The sequence below is a fragment of the Deinococcus pimensis DSM 21231 genome (assembly GCF_000519345.1).
GTDB classification, from domain to species: domain Bacteria; phylum Deinococcota; class Deinococci; order Deinococcales; family Deinococcaceae; genus Deinococcus_A; species Deinococcus_A pimensis.
In genome coordinates this window covers 91,915-92,776 of record NZ_KI912672.1, presented here as the reverse complement: position 1 = coordinate 92,776, position 862 = coordinate 91,915, and the positions used below count along the sequence as shown (strand labels likewise).

Annotated in this window: 1 protein-coding gene; it reads left to right on the top strand. The window is 75.4% G+C overall.

Annotated features, from left to right (window positions below; translation table 11 throughout):
* Window positions 1-862 (top strand): LCP family protein (locus DEIPI_RS33740; protein ID WP_052351928.1); only part of this gene is annotated, 862 nt, incomplete at both ends.

Sequence of the window (862 nt, the reverse complement as noted above, 5' to 3'; positions counted from 1 at the left end):
TGATGCTCGCGCGCGTGGAGCCGGGCGGCCGGGTGGTGCGGATGATGAGCCTGCCGCGCGACACCCGCGTCTCCCTGCCCTCGCGGGGGTGGCGCAAGCTCAACGCGGCCCTCCCGATGCTCGGCGCGGACGGCCTCGTGCGCGCCGTGACGGACCTGACGGGCGTGCGGGTGGACGGCTACGTGCTGATCAATCTCGCGGGCGTGCGGGCCCTGACGGACGCGGTGGGCGGCGTGAGCCTGTACCTGCCGCGCGCGCTGGACTACGACGACTTCGCGGGGAAGCTGCACGTGCACCTGCGCCCCGGCGTGCGGCGCCTCGATGGCGCTCAGGCGGAGGGCTTCGTGCGCTTCCGTCACGACGCGCTCGGGGACGTGGGGCGCACGCAGCGGCATCAGGCGTACGTTCGTGCGGTGGCGCGGCGGTTGCTGTCTCCGGCGGGCTTGACCTACCTTCCGGCGGTGTCGCGGGTCGTGACGAGTTCCGTACGGACGAACCTGACGGCCTCCCAGGTGGGCGCCCTGCTGGGCGCGATGACGCGCGCGCCGCGCGTGGAGACGCTGCTGCTGCCGGGCCGCTTCCTGACGTCGGGCGGGGTGAGCTACTGGGAGATGGACAGGCTCGCCGCGCGTGGGCCCCTGCGGGCGATGGGGAGCGTCCGCGTGACCGCCCCGCCCGATCCGCGCACCCTCCGGGTGGCGGTGGTGAGCCTCGGCGCGTCCGCCGCGGACCTCGTGTCCACGCGGGAGAAACTGCGGCGCGCGGGCTTCTCCCGGGTGTTCGAGAGCCGTCGGGGCGTCCCGGCGGGCCGATCGAGCGCGGTGCTCGTCAACGGGGACGCGGGCGCGGCGGAGGCGGTGCG